Below are 21,792 nucleotides of genomic sequence, written 5' to 3' on the forward strand. Positions count from 1 at the left end.
ATTTTTTTATTTATAATTATAATCGCAATCATGTCTTTGCGAGGAACGAAGCAATCTTACTTGTTTAATCCATCTAGTTTGTCGGAGGAGAAATCTCCGTGGCAAGAAACATTTTATTAATATCATCTAATACTTCAAATTCATCCGAAGGAAATATGTCTAATACCATTTCTAAAATGAGCGATACATTAATAGGTGAATTTTTAATAGTACCAGAAATTTGATTTGCTTGCTGATCAAGAGCTACAATGCATAATTTTATGATTTCGGTAATAACGCAACCAAGTTCAGAATAATTTGCCAGCTTAAGTTGAGCTGCATAACCTCCTTTTTTATCACCAGTTGGTTTTAAGGTGTTGAAATAAGAAGAAGTTAATCTTCTAAGATTTTCCATTTTTTCGGTTTCATTTGATTTCATAGGAGTATATTTTTAGTTATATTTTTTGCACATTTTTGATGTCTATTTTTTCAAAATCAAATCTATTGAACCATAAGAAATAATAAGTCGACATATATGTCGCATTCAGTATTTTATGATAATCGTGGTATTAAAACAATAGAATATTATAATTTCTTGAATAAGTAATTGCAGGAATTCATCGGAACTTACTTACTTTATTTAACTTTAACAAAGGTGTGGTTTTCATTTATAATTTCCGACATACTATAATATGTTAATTATTTTTTTTTCACAATCATAACCGAAATGACAATTGAAGTTGATTTTCTTTGCGTTCCGTAGGAACAAACATATTGTCGGGATGGATTTTAATCCATCATTCGCAATCCATCATTCGCAATCCATTATTCAATCTATAATACCGCAATCTTGTCATTTCGACGGAGGAGAAATCACATCCAGAGAACATGCAACGTGAATCCGTAATGTGGTTGCTTCGTTCCTCGCAGTGACTTAGATTGCGTTAAACCCGACAGGTTTTAAAAACCTGTCGGGTTTACTGTTTTTCAAATCCCATTCTTCATAATTTATTCATTCACAAATCCATAATGTCAAAAACCCTGCATTTTTCGCAAAAAAGTCTTAAAATTCATTCATTTTGTTAGCGTAAAATTTCTAAAACATGAAAAAGAAGCTATTATGTTTAAAATGAATTAATTAGGTTTTAAAAAATCGATTTCGTTGTCGTTAATATTTATTTTTTTCTAACTTTATAGAACTAAAATTTTTCAGATATGACTGTAGAACAAATATTAAATGCAAAAGGGAGAAATGTTTATTCAGTACGTTCAACAACAACTGTTTATGAAGCATTGAAAGTAATGGGCGACAAAAATATCGGAGCAATTCTTGTAATAGACGGGTCTGATTTAAAAGGTATTTTGTCTGAAAGAGATTATGCCCGAAAAATTGTTTTAAAAGACAAATCATCCAAAGAAACTTTTGTACATGAAATCATGGAAAGTACTGTTTTTTCTGTCAATCTTTCAAACAACATTGAAGATTGTATGGAACTTATGAGTACAAAAAGAATCAGACATTTGCCTGTTTTAGAAAACGGAATTGTGGTTGGAATAATTTCTATAAGTGATGTTGTAAAAGCAATAATAGAAATTCAAAAAGACACAATTAATCATTTGAATTCTTATATTTCACAGTAAAAAAATCAAAAAAATAGTCGCTTATCAGATAGTCCAACAAAATTTGGACTATTTTTTTATTGCCTGAATTTTCTTTTTAACAAAAGAAAGCTATAAAAATACGCCATTTTAAGTGAAGACTTATATCTTTGTAAGCTAGAATAAAAGCAAAAAAACAATGAACAAAGAGAGTAAAAGAAGAGAGGCGTTACTGTACCATTCAGAACCAACTCCAGGAAAAATTCAGGTAGTTCCAACAAAAAAATACGCAACCCAAAGAGACTTATCTTTGGCTTATTCGCCAGGTGTTGCTGAGCCATGTTTAGAAATTGCAGCAAACGTTGAAGACGTTTATAAATATACAGCAAAAGGAAATTTAGTTGCCGTTATCTCAAACGGTACTGCTGTTTTAGGTCTTGGAGACATTGGTCCTGAGGCTTCTAAACCAGTAATGGAAGGAAAAGGTTTATTGTTTAAAATATTTTCTGATATTGATGTTTTTGATATCGAAATCGGAACAAAAGATATTGAAGAATTTATCCAGACGGTAAAAAATATTGCACCAACTTTTGGTGGTATAAATCTGGAAGATATTAAAGCACCGGAATCTTTTGAAATCGAAAGAAGACTGGTTGAAGAATTGGATATTCCGGTAATGCACGATGATCAGCACGGAACGGCAATTATTTCTTCGGCAGCTTTAATTAACGCATTAGAATTAGCAGGAAAAAAAGCAGAAGATGTAAAAGTAGTAGTTTCGGGAGCAGGTTCGGCTGCAATCGCTTGTACTGATTTATATGTTTTATTAGGTGTAAAAGTCGAAAACATTTTAATGTTTAACAGTAAAGGACTTTTAACAAAAGACAATCCTGCATTATCAGAATTACAATTAAAATATGCTGTTGATGGTCCAAAAATTGAATTGGCAGAAGCTGTAAATGGCGCTGACGTTTTCATCGGATTATCTTCGGGAGATATCTTGTCGCCAGAAATGCTGTTGACAATGAAAGAAAGTCCAATTGTTTTTGCAATGGCGAATCCAAATCCTGAAATCGATTATAATTTAGCTGTAGAAACTCGAAAAGATGTTATTATGGCTACAGGACGTTCTGACTTTCCTAATCAGGTAAATAACGTTCTTGGTTTTCCTTATATTTTTAGAGGTGCACTTGATGTAAGAGCTACAAAAATTAACGAAGCAATGAAAATGGCTGCTGTAAAAGCATTGGCTATTTTGGCAAAAGAGCCAGTTCCGGAGCAGGTTAACGTAGCGTATGGTGCAACAAAATTAGGTTTCGGTCAGGAATATATTATTCCAAAACCGTTTGATCCTCGTTTAATTACGATTGTAGCGCCTGCAGTTGCAAAAGCAGCTATGGAATCAGGAGTTGCAAAAAGTCCTATTACAGACTGGGCAGCGTATGAAGATGTGCTTCGCGAACGTATGGGGAACGATAATAAAATGGTGCGTTTAATGACGAACCGTGCAAAAATGGACCCTAAACGAATTGTTTTTGCAGAGGCAGATCAGTTAAATGTACTAAAAGCAGCTCAGATTGTTTATGAAGACGGAATTGGTTTTCCAATTTTATTAGGTGATAAAGAAATAATCTTAGGGCTTAAAAAAGAATTAGGTTTTGATGCTGAAATTGAAATCATCGATCCTAAAACCAGCGAAGAAGAAGCAAGACGAAATAAATTTGCAACCACATATTGGGAAACAAGAGAAAGAAGAGGAGTTTCGTTGCTTGATTCACAAAAATTCATGCGCGAAAGAAACTATTTTGCTGCCATGATGGTAAACACAGGCGAAGCAGATGCATTGGTTACAGGTCATACCAGAAGTTATCCAAGCGTTGTAAAACCAATGTTACAATTAATTGATAAGGCACACGGAGCATCACTTGTAGCGACTGCAAATATGATGTTGACATCTCGCGGGCCAATGTTTTTGTCTGACACTGCTATCAATATAAATCCAACTTCTGAAGATTTGGTAAATATTGCCACTATGACTGCTAAAACTGCTAAAATGTTTGGTGTTGAACCAGTTATTGCAATGGTTTCATTCTCAAACTTTGGGTCTTCAACAAGTCCGGGAGCGGCAAAAGTAAGAGACGCTGTAGCATATTTGCATAAAAATCATCCTGACTTAATTGTTGACGGAGAAATTCAGGCAGATTTTGCTTTGAATCCGGAAATGCTTCAGGAAAAATTCCCTTTCTCTAAATTAGCAGGTAAAAAAGTTAATACGTTAATTTTCCCTAACTTAGAATCAGCAAACATTACTTATAAATTGCTTAAAGAATTATACAAAGTAAATTCTATCGGTCCAATTATGATGGGTATGGGTAAACCGGTTCACATTTTTCAATTAGGTGCCAGCGTAGAAGAGATGGTTAATATGGCAGCTATTGCAGTAATTGATGCTCAGGAAAAAGAAAATAAAAAAAACAAACTTGCTAAAGAGTAAGTATATTTTAAGTTAATAATAATTTTGTCGTATTTTTATTGCAATATTGTTATATATTTGAAGTCTTAAATTAAATTATGATAGCACATTTGCAAGGAAAATTGGTAGAAAAAAATCCTACTGAAGTTGTAATTGATTGTGGCGGTGTAGGATACCATGTAAATATATCTTTACATACCTTCTCATTACTTCCCAATGCTGATTTTATAAAATTGTATACGCATCTTCAAATCAAAGAAGATGCGCATACTTTATTTGGATTTGTAGAAAAATCTGAACGTGAAATATTCAGGATGTTATTATCCGTTTCTGGAATTGGTGCCAATATTGCCAGAACAATGTTATCATCCATAGAACCAAGACAAATTATCAATGCCATTGCCTCTGGAGATGTTGGTGTAATCCAGTCTATCAAAGGAATTGGAAACAAAACAGCGCAAAGAGTTATACTGGATCTAAAAGAAAAAGTGTTAAAGTTGTACGATTTAGATGAAGTTTCGGTAGTTCAAAACAATACAAATCGAGATGAAGCGTTATCTGCTTTGGAAGTTTTAGGTTTTGTTCGAAAAACTTCAGAAAAAGTGGTTGAAAAGATCATTAAAGAAGATCCGGAAGCAACCGTAGAAACGATCATCAAAAAGGCGTTAAAAAGCTTATAAACTCATTAAGTTAAACTAATTCTATGCGTAAAATTTGTATTTTTTTACTTGTTTTGTTTTGCGGGAATGTTTTGCGTGCGCAAGTAAATCAAACAGTTCAAGATACAACTAAAACTCAATTCTCTACAGGTAAAGTTGAAATCGAAGATCCTCCAAGTATCCTTTCGGCTTATAAATATGATCCCATTACAGATCGTTATGTTTACACAAATTCAGTAGATGGTTTTTCTATAAATTATCCTATAATCTTAACACCAAAAGAATACGAAGATTTAGTTTTGAAAGAATCCAGGCGGGATTATTTCAGAAAAAAATCAGATGCAATTGATGGCAAAAAATCTGGCAGTGAAGCTGCTAAAAAAGATTTATTGCCAAGATATTATATTAATTCAAGTCTTTTTGAAAGTATCTTTGGTAGTAATACTATCGACGTAAAGCCTACAGGATCAGTAGAAATGGACTTAGGTGTTCGATATACCAAACAAGATAACCCGGCATTTTCTCCAAGAAACAGATCAAGTCTTACTTTTGATTTTGATCAGCGAATCAGTATGAGTTTAATGGGTAAAGTAGGTACCAGATTAGAAGTAAATGCTAATTATGATACACAATCTACATTTGCTTTTCAAAATTTATTTAAACTAGCTTACACTCCTTCTGAAGATGATATAGTTCAAAAAGTAGAAGTAGGTAATGTTAGTATGCCATTAAACAGTTCGCTAATTCGTGGTGCGCAGAGTTTATTTGGTGTAAAGGCACAATTGCAATTTGGTAAAACAACTGTTACCGGAGTTTTTTCAGAACAGAAATCACAAACCAAGAGTATAGTTGCAGAAGGTGGCGGAACAGTTCAAAATTTTGATCTTTACGCACTAGACTATGATAATGACCGACATTTCTTCCTTTCTCAATATTTTAGAGATAAATATGATGCTTCGTTAAAAGGATATCCTTTAATCAAAAGCCGTGTTCAAATTACGCGATTAGAGGTTTGGGTAACAAACAAACAAAACAGGGTAAGTACAACAAACAATAACTTACGTAACGTTATTGCACTTCAGGATTTAGGGGAAGCCCAAATACCAGGTATGACTGATAATGAAGTGGTTGTTATAAATCCTTCGGCAGGATTTTTTAATACTGCAATAGGTACTCCAACAGACAATAAAAACAATAAATATAATCCCGCTGCAATTGGTCAGGGCGGATCTTATTTAAATTCAAATATTAGAGAGATTGTAACTGCAAAGGCTGGTTTTAATCTTGCAGATGTTCCAAATGTGAGTGAAGGAACGGATTACTCAGTTTTAGAAAACGCCCGAAAATTAACAACAAACGAATATACTTTTAATTCGCAATTAGGATATATTTCATTGCAACAGCGTTTGGCAAATGACGAAATTCTTGCAGTAGCTTTTGAATATACTGTAGGAGATCAGGTTTATCAGGTTGGTGAATTTGGAAGTGATGGTGTTGACGCCACTGTTGTTACAGGAAATCAGACAGCTAATCAGGCCATTATTACACAAAGTTTGATTTTGAAAATGCTTAAAAGCAGTTTAACAAACGTTAATAATCCGGTTTGGAATTTGATGATGAAAAACGTGTATCAAATTCCACAGGCATATCAGATAAAACAAGACGATTTCAGATTAAACATTCTTTATACAGATCCGTCTCCAATAAATTATATTACACCGGTTTTAGGAACTACATTCCCTGATAACCCACCGGCTGATATGGCTGTAAAAGACACACCATTATTAAATGTTTTCAACTTAGACCGATTAAATTATAATAATGATCCTCAAACGGGAGGCGATGGCTTTTTCGATTACATTCCCGGCATAACCGTAGACGCTCAAAACGGTCGAATTATTTTTACAACGAAAGAACCTTTTGGGGAACTTTTATTTAGCAAACTGCAAAATTCAGCCGGAGAAGATTACGACAATCCAACTACCTATAATGACAACCAGCGAAAATACGTGTTTAGAAACATGTATAGAAATACGCAATCCGGAGCTTTGCAGGACAGTGATAAAAATAAATTCTTATTACGCGGAAAATATAAATCTACCGGAAGTAACGGTATTCCTATTGGGGCGTTTAATGTTCCTCAGGGGTCTGTTGTAGTTACAGCAGCAGGAAGAGTTTTGGTAGAAGGGATTGACTATAGTGTAGATTATCAATTAGGAAGAGTACAAATTCTGGATCCTTCGCTTCAGGCATCAAATACGCCAATTGAAGTTTCCTTAGAAAATAATTCAATTTTTGGACAACAAACCCGAAGGTTCATGGGGTTCAATATTGAACATAAAATTTCAGAAAATTTTGTTATTGGCGGAACGTATTTAAAAATGACTGAAAAGCCATTTACTCAAAAATCAAGTTATGGACAAGAATCAGTAAATAATACAATTTTTGGTTTTAACGGAAATTATTCAACCGAAGTTCCATTCTTTACGAGATTAGTAAATAAGTTACCAAATATTGATACAGATGTTCCTTCTAATCTTTCTATTCGTGGAGAAGTTGCATTTTTAAAACCCGATGCTCCAAAAGCAAGTGATTTTGAAGGCGAAGCTACCATCTATATTGATGATTTTGAAGGATCACAATCTACCATTGATATGCGTTCTGCATACGCCTGGAGTTTAGCTTCGACGCCATTTATTACCACAGCAGGAGATCCTACTTTTAATGGTAATTTTGAAGATTTAAAATATGGTTACAAAAGAGCAAAATTATCATGGTATACTATTGATCCTGTTTTTTATTCTGCAAAACCATCAGGTATTTCAAATGATGATTTGTCATTAAATACCACCAGAAGAATTTATAGCAAAGAGTTATATCCAAATACAGATATTGCGCAAGGTCAGATACAGGTTATAAACACGCTGGATTTAAGTTATTATCCATCAGAAAGAGGGCCTTATAACAATAACCCGACTTTTAATACAGATCCTGCATCATCAAATTTTGGTGGAATTATGCGTGCTTTAAATTCAACCAATTTCGAGCAGGGAAATGTGGAATACATACAGTTTTGGGTACTTGATCCTTATGTAGGAAATGGAGAAGCGCAAACTAATAATGTCGGTAAAATCTATTTTAACTTAGGTGAAATTTCTGAAGACGTATTAAAAGACTCAAGAAAACAATATGAAAATGGATTAGGTCCGGATCAGGTTATGGTAAATCCTCAGCCAATTTGGGGAGATGTTCCGGCATCACAATCCTTAATTTATGCGTTTGATACAAATGCGGATAATCGTAAAAATCAAGACGTAGGTTTAGATGGTTTGCCAAATTCAAGAGAAGGATCAGTTTATAGCAGTTATGCAGGAGAAGCGGATCCCGCTGCAGATGATTATACGTATTATTTAAATGCCGAAGGAGGAGTTTTAGACCGTTATAAAAAATATAACGGAATGGAAGGAAACTCGCCTGTAAGTATTGACGATCCAAATCGCGGTTCTACAACATTGCCAGATGTTGAGGATATTAATCGTGATAATACAATGAACACGATTAATGCCTATTATGAATATAGTATTGATCTGAGACCCGGAATGCAGGTTGGACAAAATTATATTACTGATATTCGTGATGTAAGTAACGTTGAGCTGCCAAATGGAAGTACAACAAATGCAAGATGGATTCAGTTTAAAATTCCTGTAGCGCAGCCACAAAATACAATTGGAAATATTACCGATTTTAGATCTATTCGTTTCATGCGTATGTTTATGACTGGTTTTAATGATCAGATGACAGTTCGTTTTGGAGCTCTTGATTTAGTAAGAGGAGAATGGAGAAGATACACAAGCAGTCTTGATGCAACTGATACAAATCCGGATGATGATGGTACTGACTTTGATGTTTTAGCAGTTAACGTTCAGGAGAATGGTACAAAAGAACCTGTAAATTATGTGATTCCGCCAGGAGTTCAACGTGAGCAATTGTATAATAATAACACTATTATCAATCAAAATGAGCAATCATTAGCGTTAAGAGTTTCCGGAGGAGGATTACAGATAAATGATTCACGAGCTGTATTCAAAAATGTAAGTGTTGATATGCGTCAGTATAAAAAACTTAAAATGTTTTTGCATGCTGAATCATTACCACAACAAGCTGCATTAGGAGATGATGAAATGGGAGGATTTATCCGTTTTGGTAATGACTTTACCCAAAACTTTTATCAGGTCGAAATTCCTTTGAAAGTCACAGTACCGGGAGGATCTCCTGCAGTAAGCCCTGAGCAGGTTTGGAAAGAGGAAAATGATATTGATTTGGCACTTGATTTATTAACAAAAATGAAAATCAAAGCCATGTCAATAGATATTAATTCTCCTAAAAGAGATATTAATGGTATTTATTATCCAGATGATGACCCCGACGTAGAAGGAGGTGATGGTAATAGCAAATTAAGATTAGGAATAAAAGGAAATCCTAATTTTGGCATGGTAAGGAATTTAATGATCGGTGTAAAAAACAGAACTGACCGTACGGATATAAAAGGAGAGGTGTGGTTTAACGAACTTCGTATGTCTGATATGGACAACAAAGGCGGTATGGCTGCGATCTTAAATGTCGATACAAACATGGCCGATTTTGCTACTATATCGGCTACAGGTAAAAAAAGTACGATAGGTTTTGGATCTTTAGAACAAGGCGCTAACGAAAGAGATCGTGAAGACATTCAGCAATATAACATTGTAACTAATTTAAATTTAGGAAAACTTCTTCCACCTAAATGGGGAATCAATCTGCCATTTAATTATGCTATTGGAGAAGAGGTAATTACTCCGGAATACGATCCTTTTAATCAGGATATTAAATTAGATCAGCTGTTGAGAGAAACTACAAATCAAGATGAGAAGGACAATATCAGAACTCGTGCAATAGATTATACAAAGCGAAAAAGTATCAATTTTATTGGCGTAAGAAAAGACAGGGCACCAGAACAGAAACAGCATGTTTATGATGTAGAGAACTTAACATTTTCACAGTCATATAATCAGGTAGAACGCCATGATTATGAAGTAGAGTCGTATGAGGATGAACAGTCTAATACAGCGGTAAATTATGCTTATACTTTTCAGCCAAAAGAAGTAGTGCCATTCAAACAAACCAAATTCATGAAGAAAAGTGATTATTGGAAATTGTTAAGTGACTTTAATTTTAATTATCTGCCTTCTAATATTACTTTTAATACAAATGTTATAAGACAAAGTAATCGTCAGCAATATAGAGATGTTCAGGTTGAAGGAATTCAGATTGATCCGCTTTACAGAAGAAATTTTGCTTTTAATTATCAATATGGATTTGGTTATAATCTGACAAAATCATTAAAATTAAATTATACTGCAGCTTCAAATAATATCGTTAGGAACTTCTTAAATGATGATAATTCTCCAAAAGAAGACTTTAATATTTGGGATGATTATTTTGACATTGGAACACCAAATCAGCACATTCAGCAATTAGTGCTGGATTATGATATTCCAATCAATAAAATTCCGTTGTTGAGTTTTGTTAAAGCAACTTATTCTTATAAGGCAGATTACAGCTGGCAGCGTGCTTCAACTGCATTTTCTCAATATGAAGAAGTGAATACAGATGGGACATCAACTTTTTATGATTTAGGAAATACTATTCAGAATGCCAATTCAAATACATTAACAACAACTCTTAATATGAATATGTTGTATAAGTATTTAGGACTAACTCCGGGGGCAAAAACGACTGCGAAACCTAAGGTTGCTGCACCGCCAAAACCGGGAGAAAAAATTGTTAATACGGCAAAACCGGTTACAAACAGCAATCCTTTTTATGATGGTTTAATAGGAGTTTTGACGAGTGTAAAAAATATTCAGGTTAATTATACGAAAAACAGCGGTACAGTTTTACCGGGATATACTCCGGGTGTTGGTTTCTTTGGAACCTCAAAACCATCGTTAGGATTTGTCTTTGGAAGTCAGGATGATATTCGATACGAAGCAGCTAAAAACGGATGGTTAACTACTTATCAGGAATTTAATCAAAACTATACACAGACAACAAATAAGTTATTAAAAGTAACTGCAAATGTGGACTTGCTGCCGGATTTAAAAATCGATTTAACGATGGATCGTTCGTATTCTGAGAATTCATCTGAGCAATATACTGTTGATGTAGATAATAATAATCTATACAAGCCTTTATCTCCTTATACTTACGGAATGTTCTCGATTTCGACAGTCTTAATCAAAACGGCTTTTTCGACCAGTAATGAAACTCAGTCTGCTGCTTTTGATGATTTTAGAAACAATCGTTTAATTATAGCAAATCGTTTGGCGGAAGATTATTACGGAGCAGGAACTGCAATTCCGAGATACGGAGATGCTGCAAATCCAATTCCGGGACCGCCTACAGATCCAACTAACGATCCTGATAAAGCCAAAAGAGATATTTATACGGCTAACGCAGGATATCCTATTGGATATGGAAAAAGTAATCAGGCAGTTTTATTGCCGGCCTTTTTAGCGGCTTATTCAGGCGGAGATGCTTCCGGAGTTTCGACAGGGATTTTCAAGAGTTTCCCTATTCCAAACTGGAGTATAAAATACAATGGGTTGATGCGTTATAAATTCTTTAAAGATAAATTTAAACGTTTCTCTTTACAGCATAATTACAGGGCTTCCTATACCATCAATCAGTTCAGATCAAATTTTGATTATGATAAGTTTGCGGGAACTCCAGAAAATCAAGATGTGAATTATAATTTTTACAATAAAACAATTATGTCAAACGTGAATTTAGTCGAGCAGTTTAGTCCGCTTATTCGCGTAGATTTTGAGCTGAAAAGTTCTTTAAGATTACTTACAGAGATCAAAAAAGACAGGGCTTTATCGATGAGTTTTGACAATAATTTATTGACAGAAGTAAAAGGAATTGAATACGTACTTGGATTAGGATATCGTTTTAAAGATGTGATTTTCTCTTCAAGACTGGCAGATAACCCGACAGGAATTATTAAAAGTGATATCAATCTAAAAGCTGATTTCTCAATGAGAAATAACCAGACATTAGTGCGATATTTAGATTACGATAATAACCAATTGGCAGCAGGGCAAAATATTTGGTCACTTAAAGTTACGGCAGATTACTCGTTTAGTAAAAACCTGACAGCAATATTCTATTACGATCACTCGTTCTCGAAAGCTGTAATATCGACATCATTCCCGTTAACGAATATCAGATCGGGCTTTACGCTTCGATATAATTTCGGAAATTAATTTTAAGTTTCTAAATGGGATTTCATTAGAAGATTATTACATTTGTGACTCAATTATTAAATTATCAATTTTCAAACATACTATTATGAGTATACCAGCAAATTTAAAGTACACAAAAGATCACGAATGGGTTAGCATCGAAGGAGATGTTGCAACTGTAGGAATTACTCATTTTGCTCAAAAAGAGTTAGGGGATATCGTGTATGTTGAAGTAGAAACTTTAGATCAGACACTTGATAAAGATGAGGTTTTTGGAACAGTTGAAGCTGTAAAAACAGTTTCGGATTTATTTTTGCCTTTAACCGGAGAAATTATTGCTTTTAATGAAAGTCTTGAAAGCGCTCCTGAAACAGTAAATTCTGATCCTTACGGAGCGGGATGGATGATCAAAATAAAAATTGCTGATGCATCAGAAATAGATACTTTATTATCTGACGAAGCTTATAAACAACTTATCGGTGCCTAAACAACTATTGCTTCTCTGGGCGATTATCTGTTCAGGAATTATCACTTATTTTTGTTTGACAGATGCAAGTAATATTCCTGCGGTAAACATTCCCAGTGTTGATAAAATTGTACATTTTTGTTTTCATTTCGGATTTACAATTTCCTGGATTTTATTTTTTAAAAAAGAACTAAAAGGGAAAGCACCTGATGATTATAAAGCCTATTTGATTTCGTTTATATTTTCGGTTTTTTTCGGAATTACAATCGAAATCCTGCAAAGTGTCTTAACAGTGACAAGATCTGCAGATGTCACAGATATTCTGGCAAATGCAATAGGAGCTACAATTGGTATTTTTACGGCTATAGCTTTTAAAAAACAAATCGATAGAATATAAAATAAAGACCCACTTCGGTGGGTTTTTTATTACCAAAAAATGAAGATTCAAAAAGAGGTTTTTTTTCTGAATTTTAAATGTATTTTTGTCGAAATTCCACATGTATCTAAAAATCATGAATATTAAGCAATATTTAGATTCTACCTACTTAAAAACTGCTTCTCAGGCCGGACTATCGGATGAGGAAAATACTCTTGTGGTTAAAAATGCAATTTCTGAAGCCATCGCCGAAAATTTTAAGCTGATTATGATTCGGCCGGAATATGTAAGTTTGGCAAAAGAAATGATTGTAAGCTCAAATTCAGCTTTGCTTGTTGGAACTGTTATTGATTTTCCGGAAGGGAACTCAGATCTTGAAACCAAAATAAAAGAAGCAAACCAAGCAATTGAAAATGGCGCAGATGATCTGGATTTTGTGTGCAATTACGAAGCTTTTAAAGATGGAAATATTGCATTAGTAAAACAGGAAATTTTAATAGCAACACAAATTGGATTAGCGCACAATAAAACAGTAAAATGGATTATTGAAGTTGCAGCTCTCACAGATAAAGAAATTATTCAGCTTTCGGCTTTGATAAAAAACGTTGTGATATCAAATTTCAAAGAAGAAAATTATGCCTCGGTTTTTGTGAAATCATCAACAGGTTTTTTTAAAACTGAAAATGATTTGCCAAACGGAGCAACTATTCCAACTATAATTATGATGTTAGAAAATGCTTCTCCACTGCCTGTAAAGGCGGCCGGAGGAGTTCGAACATATAATGACGCAATAGAAATGATTCGTTTAGGAGTTAAGCGAATTGGAACTTCGGCGGCAAAAGTAATTGCAAACGGAGGAAATACCCCAAATCAATATTAAATGAAAACCAAATTTTACATCATTAAGAATTTCCTATTTTTTATTCTTATATTATCTTCATCAGTCGCATTTTCACAAGAAACTAATAATAGTTCGGTTAAAGCTGGTTTTGCAACAGAGCAATTTCCTGTTTTTCCAAACTGTGAAAATTTACAGTCAAAAAACTTAGAAACTTGTTTTTATAAAGAAGTTCAGGATTTTGTTTATCATAATTTTGAAATTCCTGAAAATTTAAAACAAGTTAATTATAAAGGTGAAGTAAGGGTACTTTTTGAAGTAGATGTTAACGGAGAATTTAAAGTAATTTATGTTGAGGCAGAAAATGAAGCTTTATCAGAAGAAGCGAAACGTGTTTTTGGTAAATTTCCAAAAATCAAACCTTCAACTTACAGCGGAAAACCAACTTATTCTAAATATACCATTTCAATTTCAATTCCTTTAAAAAGTGCCGATCAGATTGCTGCAGAAGCTTTGGCTGCAGCCCAAATAGAAAAACCACTTGAAAAACCAATGACGGAATTGGACAGTATTGTGTATAAAAAATACAATAATCCGGAATTTGAAAGTCATTTAAATATTCCGTTTTCTCATAGTTATTATGCGCAATTTGACAGCGCAATGAATCAGGTGGGAAGTAATAATCATACAGCTTCAAAACCATATACGTATGCTGAGGTTTCAAAATATTATAACTTAAAAGCCGTAAATCAATCACTTCAAAAGAATGTTTCGTCCTGGTTGGGAAGAAAATGGTGGAATGAAAATATGGTTCAGATTCAGGGAGAAGATTACTGGCTGGCATTAAACCCAATCGTGGATCTGCAAATGGGTAAAGCTTCGGATCTTGATGCTTCTTACAGTTATGTAAATACACGTGCGCTAAATTTTAGAGGAGGTTTAGGAAAACAAATCAACTTTACAACGACTGTTTTTGAAAGCCAGGGACGTTTTGCGGGTTATTATAATGATTATGCCGAAACATTGAAACCATCTGGAGGAAATCCGGCTATTATTCCGGGAATGGGAATTGCAAAAAGATTTAAAACAGATGCTTACGATTTTCCTTTGGCAGAAGCTAATATCACTTTTGCTCCAAGTAAAATTTTTGATTTCCAGTTAGGTTACGGAAGAAATTTTATTGGTGACGGATACCGTTCGTTGCTTGAAAGCGATGGAGCGAGCCCATATCCTTATTTTAAAATCAATACGACTTTCTGGAAAATAAAATATACCAACACTTATATGTGGCTTAAAGATGTACGTCCGGATGTTACGGTTGAAAAAACGTATGCGTCTAAATTTATGGCGAATCACTATTTAAGCTGGAATGTTTCGAATAAACTAAACTTTGGTTTTTTTGAATCAGTAGTCTGGACAGATACCAATAACAGAGGATTTGATGTGAATTTTGTAAACCCGATTATATTTTACCGTTCTGTTGAGTTTGCTTCTTCTTCACGAAGCGGAAATGCGCTTTTGGGAATGACGGCTAAATATAAATGGAATAACAATGTGAATTTATACGGGCAGTTTTTACTAGATGAATTCTCGGTTTCAGATATGGCAGCGGGAGAACAAAGCTGGAAAAATAAATTTGGATATCAATTAGGTGCTAAATATTTCAATGCTTTTAAAGTTAAAGATTTATTGTTGCAGCTTGAATATAATCACGTACGTCCGTATGTATATGAGCACAGCGCTGTAATTACCAATTACGGGCATAATAATCAAAGTATTGGACACCAGTGGGGAGGAAATTTTGAAGAGTTTGTTGCAATTGGCCGTTATCACAAAGGTCGTCTTTATGGAGATGCAAAATTTACAATGGGAACAAGAGGTTTAGATTTTGATACAGCCACAGACAGCTACAATTATGGCGGGAATATCTATAAAAGCTATGATGAAAAACGTCCGTATGATAAAGGTGTAAAAGTAGGGCAGGGTAATAAAACCAGTATTTTTATTGCTGATATTCAGGGAGGATATTTAATAAATCCAATGACTAATTTGAAGTTATTTGGAAGTTTTATCTATAGAAATTTTGATCCAACGCAGGAAACGGCAACTACTTTTAAACAAAGTACAACGTGGTTTACCATTGGATTGCGTTCTGATGTCTTTAATTGGTATTTTGATTACTAGTATTTAATAAGATTTTTCGAAATAATAGTGTTAAAAATAAGCAAGTCCTTATTTTATAAAGGGTTTATTAAAAAAAATCTAATTTTATAGTTCAGAATTCTACAATCTAATTTGTACATTTGCACCACTCAAAAAAATATACAAACAATCAAGGTTTGAACGCTACAAAAAATACAATTTCATTAAAATCAATATTTCTGGATTTCAAAGAGATCACTAAAGCAGGTTTGGCTATTAGTGTTTTGTTTTCGTCAATTGCAGGATATTTATTGGGTGTAAACCAGGATCACCCGTTTCAATGGAGTGTTTTGGTTGTTTTATCTATTGGCGGATATTGCATGGTTGGGGCGTCAAATGCTTTTAATCAGGTAATTGAAAAAGACATCGATTCTTTGATGGATCGAACAAAAAACCGTCCGGTTCCTTCAGGACGTATGTCTCCAAAAATGGCTTTGTTTGTAGCAAGTTTGCTTACTATTATAGGTATTGCATTGCTTTATACCATCAATGCAAAGTCGGCAATGTTTGCGGCAATCTCGATATTTTTATATACAAGCATATATACACCATTAAAAACAGTAACTTCGTTATCGGTTTTTGTAGGTGCTTTTCCGGGTGCAATTCCGTTTATGTTAGGATGGGTCGCAGCAACAGGAGAGTTTGGTATAGAAGCCGGAACTTTATTTTTGATTCAGTTTTTTTGGCAATTCCCTCATTTCTGGGCCATTGGCTGGTTTTTATATGAAGATTATGAAAAGGCAAAAATCTTTATGCTGCCAACAGGTAAAAAGGATAAAGGAACAGCGTTACAAATTATTTTATATACAATTTGGCTAATCATTGCGTCGTTATTACCGATGTTAGGATATACAGGACAATTGTTTATATCGCCAATCGCTGCAGTTTTAGTGTTTTTGTTAGGATTGTGGATGTTGTTTTATGCAATAAAATTGTATCAGTTACGAACGGCAAAAGCAGCCAGAACATTAATGCTGGTAAGCGTTTCGTATATTTCGTTACTGCAGATTGTATTTATAGTAGATAAATTTTTAAGATAATTATGGAAATGACAATGACAACAAGTGAAGAAAAGGTAGTAAAATCAAAATCGGCAAAACTGATTTTGTTATTCGCCATGGTAAGTATGACCATGATGTTTGCCGGACTTACAAGTGCATTTGTAGTAAGTAAATCAAGAGCAGACTGGTTGAAGAATTTCGAATTACCAACTGCATTTTATTACAGTACAGCTGTTATTTTAGGCTGTAGTGTTACTTTTTATTTAGCCAAAAAAGCAATTCAGAAAGATAACAGAAGCGCAACGACAGCTTTTCTTTTAGGAACATTAGCATTAGGAATTCTATTTGTGGTTTTACAATTTGCAGGTTTTGGGCAAATCGTAGAAAGCGGATATTATTTTACAGGAGAAGGTAGCTCAATTACTACAACTTTCCTTTATGTAGTAACCGTAACACACTTGCTGCACTTGGCTGGAGGATTAATTTCACTTTTAATTATAATTTATAATCATTTTAAACAAAAATACAATTCGACTCAAACTCTTGGTATAGAACTAGGTGCGATGTATTGGCACTTTTTGGATTTATTATGGGTATATTTATTTTTATTTTTATATTTCTTTAAATAAGAAAAAAACGTAAATTTGGGAACTTTTTAACGAATATCTTTTATGGAAGCGACAGTTACTACTGCAAACAACGACGAAAAAACTTGGGGAGGCGGTGATATCCAGCCATTAGGAGCAAGTTATGGTAAAATGATGATGTGGTTTTTTATCGTATCAGATGCCTTGACATTCTCTGGATTCCTTGCTGCTTATGGTTTTTCTAGATTTAAATTTATCGAAACCTGGCCTTTGGCTGATGAAGTGTTTACTCACTTCCCATTTATGCATGGAGTTTCGGCTCCAATGTATTATGTAGCCTTAATGACTTTTATCTTGATTTTTTCATCTGTAACAATGGTTTTGGCTGTTGATGCAGGTCACCAATTAAAAAAGACAAAAGTTGCCATTTATATGTTCTTAACTATTATTGGAGGTTTAATTTTCGTGGGTTCTCAAGCCTGGGAATGGAAAAACTTCATTAAAGGAGAATATGGTGCAGTTGAAACTGCAGGTGGAAGTTTATTGCAGTTCGTTGATAAAGATGGTAAAAGAGTAGCTCTTGAAGAGTTTGCTGTAAAATTGCCTGAACAAAGAGAAGCTTTGACAAGAAGCAAAGAAAAATGGTTTATGGAAGATGCTGAAACGCAGCCAACATATTCTGTTGCTGAAATCCAGGCAGGATTTAAAGCACATCCTGATTTATTGATCAGAACAGAAACTCTTACTGCAGCGAAGAAAAAAACAGTTTTATCAAGAGCAGATTCTGAAGCTCGTTTAAGTACTGGAAAATACGTAGTAGAAGGTGCTAACTTAACAAGAAACGAATACGGAAGTAAATTATTTGCTGATTTCTTCTTCTTCATTACAGGATTCCACGGTTTCCACGTATTTTCTGGAGTAATCATTAACATCATTATTTTCTTTAATGTGTTATTAGGAACTTATGAGAAAAGAAGAAGCTACGAAATGGTAGAGAAAGTTGGTTTATACTGGCACTTTGTCGATTTAGTTTGGGTATTTGTATTTACAGTTTTCTACTTAGTTTAATTTTAGATTTTAATTATTATGTCACACGAACACGTATCAAATACAAAAAGAATCTGGTTTGTTTTTGGATTACTATCATTAGTAACTACAGTAGAAGTTATTTTGGGTATTTTGAAACCTGGAGTTTTAGAGTTTAATCATTTTGTAGGTTTGAATTTGTTGAACTGGATTTTCTACATCCTGACAATTTTCAAAGCATATTATATTGTATGGGCATTCATGCACATGGAAGGTGAAAAAAGCAGCCTTAGATGGTCTGTTGTATCACCAGTTATTTTCCTGGTATTATATTTATTGTTTATTCTGTTGACAGAAGGACATTATATTTATGGGGTTTTTAAAGATTCTACTATTAAATGGAATTTTTAACATGATATTAATTCGAAAAGAGTCCCGATAACATCGGGATTTTTTTATTTTTGTACCTCAATAACTTCCGTTAATACAATGAAAAAAAATATAGTTCTTTTTGTACTTTTTGTTCTGCCAATTGTAGCCTATTTGTTTTTTGCTTCGGGTGTTAATAGTTTTACTAAACTTCCTGTAATAACCCCAAAGGTTGCCGATTTTGGTAATTGGAAATCTTTAGATGGAAAAAAAGTTTCACTTGATAAAAAGATAACTGTTCTGGGTTTTTCAGGTTTGGAAATTTTAAATAACCGCGGAAACTATTTCAACTTAAATGAAAAAATTTACAAGCGTTATAATGGTTTTGAAGATCTTCAGTTTGTAATACTTTGCCCAATCGGAACAGAAAAGCAAGCTCAAAAAGTAGTTGATGCATTAAAACCATTTACAGATGTAAAAGGTTGGAATTTTATTTTTGCTTCTCCGGAAGAAATTAAAACATTTTACAATCAATTGCACTTAAAGGGAAAACTGGATCATAATCTGGGAACTTCAAATGTTTATATCGTAGATAAGGAGCGAAACGTAAGAGGAAGAAAAGGAGCTTCTAAAGATAAAAAGGACGAGTATAAAGAAGGTTATGATACTTTTCATCCATCGGAATTAAGTAACGAAATGCTGGATGATTTTAAAATCATTTTATACGAATATCGCGCTGCTCTTAAAAAGAATCATAACGCCACTAAACAACTTTAAATAGCAATTATAATGTTTAAAAATAAATCTTATATCGGAATTTCATTTATCATTTTAATTTTCGGAATTTATGCTGTGCCTAAAATTGTAGACAGAATAAAAAACGGAGAAGTTGTAAAAGGAAACCGTTTGGATAATGTAGGTTTGAAAAGTGACAAATCGGATGCGAAGCTATTAACCATTGGTCCGGCTCCAAAATTTGAACTAACAAATCAGGACAACGCTAAAATTTCAAATGAAACGTATAAGGGAAAAGTATATGTATTAGAGTTTTTCTTCACCACATGTCCTTCTATTTGTCCAAAAATGAATTTAAGTATGTTGGAAATCGAAAAGACTTTTTTCGGAAATCCTAATTTCGGAATTGTTTCCATAACAATAGATCCGAATCACGATACGCCACAAGTTTTAAAAGAACATGCGAAATTGTTAGGCGTTAAATCATCAAACTGGAATTTCCTGACGGGTGATAAAGCAACTATTATGGATTTGTCTAACAAAGGATTCAACTTATATGCCGGCGAAAATGCAAAAGTAAACGGAGGTTTTGAACATTCCGGTTTATTTGCCTTAATTGATAAAGACGGCAATATTCGTTGTCGTAAAGATGAGTTTGGAAATCCAATTTTGTATTACGACGGTTTAGATAAAAAAGGCGTTAGAGATATTCAGGAAGATATTAAAATATTATTAGCAGAATAAAAATGGAAGAACATTCATTAGAAAAAAAATTCAGCAAGTTCATTATTGCTGTTTCAATTATAATTCCGGTAGTTGTCGCTATCTTATTTGGAGTAAAATTAAAAGATTTTGGATACAATGTTGAGCCATTATCATTTTTGCCGCCAATCTACGCTACAACAAATGGTATTACAGCAATAGTTTTAGTTTGGGCTGTAATAGCTATTAAAAACGGAAAACGTAAACTTCACGAACGTTTAATGACGGTTGCGATTTCATTATCAGTTGCTTTTTTGGTAATGTATGTGGCGTATCACATGACTTCTGACTCTACTAAATTTGGTGGCGAAGGAATTATCAGATATGTTTATTTCTTTATTTTAATTACGCATATTTTACTATCTATTGCCATTATTCCTTTAGTGTTAATAACGTATGTAAGAGCGCTTGCAGAAAGTTTTGACAGACACAGAAAAATAGCTAAAATAACGTTTCCACTTTGGCTTTATGTTGCTGTAACAGGTGTAGTGGTTTACTTAATGATTTCTCCTTATTATGTATAAAATAGAAAATAGAATACAGACTAAAGAAAATAGAAAGGCGGATAGAAGTAGAATTGTGAATTTTTTCTCAACAAAAAGCTTCTACATTCTTTTTTCTATTTTCTTTTCGCTTGGAGCAAATGCGCAGTGTGCGATGTGTCGTGCTGCTCTTGCAGGAGATTCGAATGTAAAAAAAGCAGAAGCCGTAAATGATGGAATTGTTTATTTGATGGTGATTCCGTATTTATTGGTTGGAGTTATAGGTATTCTGATTTATAGAATGTATCAGTCTAAAAAGAAAAAAGTTTAGTTTTCATTTTCATTTTCATCACAATAGTCATTATAATAGTAGATCATTTCAGGTATATTTTTTTTGGTAAATTTTTCACTATTAATCTTTTCGATTATTTTTTCACAATCTGAAAAATATATTCTTGCGCGTGATTTAAAATTAAAAGTTATGTCAAGAGCAAGTTCTTCATTTTTCCGCTTAATATAAAATGTTTCGGTGAAGTGCTCAGCTGGTGAATAATATTTAGGCAATTTTCCTGGTTGTGATAAGCTTATGCTTTCATCATTAGTATAAAACAATTTAGAATATTTGTACAAAATAAGTTTTCCCTCTTCTATAACTTCCATTATTTTTGGATCTACATGTTTTTCGAATTTAACGTATTCATATTTTTCAGAATAGCCATAACCCGAAAATACTAGTCCTTTAGCGATATCATAACTCCATTTGCTGGGTTTGTCTTCTTGTTTAACTTTAAAATAAATGGTGTTATTTTTAATTTCACCAAAACCTTTAACACAAGCACTATCAATAAAAATGATTGTAGCTTCTCTGTATTCTTGACTAAATGCAAAGTTGATAAAAAATACAAGCGAAAGTTTAAATATTAATTTCATACAAATCAGGAGGTTTGTGACA

General features: G+C 33.5%; 18 protein-coding genes. 16 read left to right on the forward strand and 2 right to left on the reverse strand.

Annotated features, from left to right (window positions below; translation table 11 throughout):
- Nucleotides 1-73: 73 nt before the first annotated feature.
- On the reverse strand, nucleotides 74-418 hold the full coding sequence (locus tag AC3QL1_RS08265) for a hypothetical protein (protein ID WP_492496691.1): 345 nt from the start codon (nucleotides 416-418) through the stop codon (nucleotides 74-76).
- Between the two features lie 776 nt (nucleotides 419-1,194).
- Here AC3QL1_RS08265 and AC3QL1_RS08270 point away from each other — a divergent pair.
- The 16 genes from AC3QL1_RS08270 to AC3QL1_RS08345 all read left to right on the forward strand — a co-directional run bounded on the left by AC3QL1_RS08270 (nucleotide 1,195) and on the right by AC3QL1_RS08345 (nucleotide 21,171).
- Complete coding sequence (locus AC3QL1_RS08270) at nucleotides 1,195-1,620, forward strand: CBS domain-containing protein (RefSeq protein WP_492496692.1); 426 nt, start codon at nucleotides 1,195-1,197, stop codon at nucleotides 1,618-1,620.
- A 157-nt stretch (nucleotides 1,621-1,777) separates the two neighbouring features.
- A complete protein-coding gene (locus AC3QL1_RS08275; protein WP_492496694.1) occupies nucleotides 1,778-4,072 on the forward strand; it encodes an NADP-dependent malic enzyme in 2,295 nt (764 codons plus the stop codon).
- Between the two features lie 77 nt (nucleotides 4,073-4,149).
- Nucleotides 4,150-4,731 carry a Holliday junction branch migration protein RuvA gene (gene ruvA, locus AC3QL1_RS08280; RefSeq protein ID WP_492496695.1) on the forward strand — a complete coding sequence of 194 codons (582 nt, stop codon included), beginning with the start codon at nucleotides 4,150-4,152 and terminating at the stop codon, nucleotides 4,729-4,731.
- 23 nt (nucleotides 4,732-4,754) lie between these two features.
- A complete protein-coding gene (gene sov, locus AC3QL1_RS08285; RefSeq protein ID WP_492496697.1) occupies nucleotides 4,755-12,017 on the forward strand; it encodes a T9SS outer membrane translocon Sov/SprA in 7,263 nt (2,420 codons plus the stop codon).
- Nucleotides 12,018-12,102: 85 nt separating this feature from the next.
- On the forward strand, nucleotides 12,103-12,483 hold the full coding sequence (gcvH, locus tag AC3QL1_RS08290; protein WP_492496698.1) for a glycine cleavage system protein GcvH: 381 nt from the start codon (nucleotides 12,103-12,105) through the stop codon (nucleotides 12,481-12,483).
- Entirely contained in the window at nucleotides 12,476-12,859 is a 384-nt protein-coding gene (locus AC3QL1_RS08295) for a VanZ family protein (protein ID WP_492496699.1), read from the forward strand. The genes gcvH and AC3QL1_RS08295 overlap by 8 nt, the downstream gene beginning before the upstream one ends.
- A 115-nt stretch (nucleotides 12,860-12,974) precedes the next feature.
- A complete protein-coding gene (gene deoC / locus AC3QL1_RS08300) occupies nucleotides 12,975-13,718 on the forward strand; it encodes a deoxyribose-phosphate aldolase (RefSeq protein WP_492496700.1) in 744 nt (247 codons plus the stop codon).
- Nucleotides 13,719-15,860 (forward strand): capsule assembly Wzi family protein, encoded by a 2,142-nt coding sequence (locus AC3QL1_RS08305; protein WP_492496701.1) that lies wholly within the window; start codon nucleotides 13,719-13,721, stop codon nucleotides 15,858-15,860.
- Between the two features lie 155 nt (nucleotides 15,861-16,015).
- On the forward strand, nucleotides 16,016-16,918 hold the full coding sequence (gene cyoE, locus AC3QL1_RS08310; protein WP_492496703.1) for a heme o synthase: 903 nt from the start codon (nucleotides 16,016-16,018) through the stop codon (nucleotides 16,916-16,918).
- Nucleotides 16,919-16,920: 2 nt separating this feature from the next.
- Entirely contained in the window at nucleotides 16,921-17,508 is a 588-nt protein-coding gene (locus tag AC3QL1_RS08315; RefSeq protein ID WP_492496705.1) for a cytochrome c oxidase subunit 3, read from the forward strand.
- 42 nt (nucleotides 17,509-17,550) lie between these two features.
- Entirely contained in the window at nucleotides 17,551-18,534 is a 984-nt protein-coding gene (locus AC3QL1_RS08320; protein ID WP_492496707.1) for a cytochrome c oxidase subunit 3, read from the forward strand.
- Between the two features lie 18 nt (nucleotides 18,535-18,552).
- Entirely contained in the window at nucleotides 18,553-18,903 is a 351-nt protein-coding gene (locus tag AC3QL1_RS08325) for a cytochrome C oxidase subunit IV family protein (protein ID WP_492496709.1), read from the forward strand.
- A 78-nt stretch (nucleotides 18,904-18,981) separates the two neighbouring features.
- Entirely contained in the window at nucleotides 18,982-19,638 is a 657-nt protein-coding gene (locus tag AC3QL1_RS08330; RefSeq protein ID WP_492496711.1) for a hypothetical protein, read from the forward strand.
- A gap of 12 nt (nucleotides 19,639-19,650) precedes the next feature.
- On the forward strand, nucleotides 19,651-20,340 hold the full coding sequence (locus AC3QL1_RS08335; RefSeq protein WP_492496713.1) for an SCO family protein: 690 nt from the start codon (nucleotides 19,651-19,653) through the stop codon (nucleotides 20,338-20,340).
- A gap of 2 nt (nucleotides 20,341-20,342) precedes the next feature.
- Nucleotides 20,343-20,882 carry a DUF420 domain-containing protein gene (locus AC3QL1_RS08340; RefSeq protein ID WP_492496714.1) on the forward strand — a complete coding sequence of 180 codons (540 nt, stop codon included), beginning with the start codon at nucleotides 20,343-20,345 and terminating at the stop codon, nucleotides 20,880-20,882.
- On the forward strand, nucleotides 20,875-21,171 hold the full coding sequence (locus tag AC3QL1_RS08345; RefSeq protein WP_492496715.1) for a hypothetical protein: 297 nt from the start codon (nucleotides 20,875-20,877) through the stop codon (nucleotides 21,169-21,171). The genes AC3QL1_RS08340 and AC3QL1_RS08345 overlap by 8 nt, the downstream gene beginning before the upstream one ends.
- Here AC3QL1_RS08345 and AC3QL1_RS08350 read toward each other — a convergent pair.
- Entirely contained in the window at nucleotides 21,168-21,770 is a 603-nt protein-coding gene (locus AC3QL1_RS08350; RefSeq protein WP_492496717.1) for a hypothetical protein, read from the reverse strand. The genes AC3QL1_RS08345 and AC3QL1_RS08350 overlap by 4 nt on opposite strands.
- Between the last annotated feature and the right edge of the window lie 22 nt (nucleotides 21,771-21,792).

It is taken from the genome of Flavobacterium sp. GW823-FHT04A11 (assembly GCF_058796535.1).

What these genes read in the sequence shown, in the direction of transcription:
- AC3QL1_RS08265 (WP_492496691.1), bottom strand. Translation starts at nt 418, where the DNA reads ATGAAATCAAATGAAACCGAAAAAATGGAAAATCTTAGAAGATTAACT.
- AC3QL1_RS08270 (WP_492496692.1), top strand. Translation starts at nt 1,195, where the DNA reads ATGACTGTAGAACAAATATTAAATGCAAAAGGGAGAAATGTTTATTCA.
- AC3QL1_RS08275 (WP_492496694.1), top strand. Translation starts at nt 1,778, where the DNA reads ATGAACAAAGAGAGTAAAAGAAGAGAGGCGTTACTGTACCATTCAGAA.
- ruvA (WP_492496695.1), top strand. Translation starts at nt 4,150, where the DNA reads ATGATAGCACATTTGCAAGGAAAATTGGTAGAAAAAAATCCTACTGAA.
- sov (WP_492496697.1), top strand. Translation starts at nt 4,755, where the DNA reads ATGCGTAAAATTTGTATTTTTTTACTTGTTTTGTTTTGCGGGAATGTT.
- gcvH (WP_492496698.1), top strand. Translation starts at nt 12,103, where the DNA reads ATGAGTATACCAGCAAATTTAAAGTACACAAAAGATCACGAATGGGTT.
- deoC (WP_492496700.1), top strand. Translation starts at nt 12,975, where the DNA reads ATGAATATTAAGCAATATTTAGATTCTACCTACTTAAAAACTGCTTCT.
- AC3QL1_RS08305 (WP_492496701.1), top strand. Translation starts at nt 13,719, where the DNA reads ATGAAAACCAAATTTTACATCATTAAGAATTTCCTATTTTTTATTCTT.
- AC3QL1_RS08315 (WP_492496705.1), top strand. Translation starts at nt 16,921, where the DNA reads ATGGAAATGACAATGACAACAAGTGAAGAAAAGGTAGTAAAATCAAAA.
- AC3QL1_RS08320 (WP_492496707.1), top strand. Translation starts at nt 17,551, where the DNA reads ATGGAAGCGACAGTTACTACTGCAAACAACGACGAAAAAACTTGGGGA.
- AC3QL1_RS08325 (WP_492496709.1), top strand. Translation starts at nt 18,553, where the DNA reads ATGTCACACGAACACGTATCAAATACAAAAAGAATCTGGTTTGTTTTT.
- AC3QL1_RS08330 (WP_492496711.1), top strand. Translation starts at nt 18,982, where the DNA reads ATGAAAAAAAATATAGTTCTTTTTGTACTTTTTGTTCTGCCAATTGTA.
- AC3QL1_RS08335 (WP_492496713.1), top strand. Translation starts at nt 19,651, where the DNA reads ATGTTTAAAAATAAATCTTATATCGGAATTTCATTTATCATTTTAATT.
- AC3QL1_RS08340 (WP_492496714.1), top strand. Translation starts at nt 20,343, where the DNA reads ATGGAAGAACATTCATTAGAAAAAAAATTCAGCAAGTTCATTATTGCT.
- AC3QL1_RS08345 (WP_492496715.1), top strand. Translation starts at nt 20,875, where the DNA reads ATGTATAAAATAGAAAATAGAATACAGACTAAAGAAAATAGAAAGGCG.
- AC3QL1_RS08350 (WP_492496717.1), bottom strand. Translation starts at nt 21,770, where the DNA reads ATGAAATTAATATTTAAACTTTCGCTTGTATTTTTTATCAACTTTGCA.